The organism is Enterococcus sp. S53, from assembly GCF_016516865.1.
Lineage (GTDB): Bacteria > Bacillota > Bacilli > Lactobacillales > Enterococcaceae > Enterococcus_D > Enterococcus_D innesii.
Genome location: NZ_JACVUH010000075.1, coordinates 1 through 397 on the forward strand (window position 1 = coordinate 1; position 397 = coordinate 397).

The following is a 397-nucleotide window of genomic DNA, read 5'->3' on the forward strand; positions in this document are numbered from 1 at the left end:
ACAGCGACGATCACCGTGGTTGCCAATCAAGAAACAGTCGTTGCCAAGGATAGTACACTTTATGTTGGAGATGCATGGGAGCTTGCGGATAATTTTGTTTCAGCAACGGATAAGAAGGGACAACCGTTAAGCTTGGCAGAAGTCACCACCAGTGGTGAAGTGGATACGAAAGTACCAGGAGAATACCAAGTAATCTATCGTAACGGCAAAGCTGAAGCGAAAGCGACGATCACTGTTCTAGCTGATCAAACTTCAGTTACAGCCAAAGATAGCACCTTATATGTCGGAGATGACTGGCAAGCAATCGACAACTTTGTTTCAGCCACGGACAAATCAGGAGCGAATGTACCATTTTCAAATGTGACCGTTAGTGGATCAGTTGATACTTCCAAAGAAG

1 protein-coding gene is annotated in these 397 nt (G+C 44.8%); it reads left to right on the forward strand.

Going from position 1 to position 397, the window contains the following annotated elements; all coding sequences use genetic code 11:
• On the forward strand, window positions 1–397 hold a 397-nt coding region (locus IAE45_RS18735; RefSeq protein ID WP_200127919.1), incomplete at both ends, for a bacterial Ig-like domain-containing protein.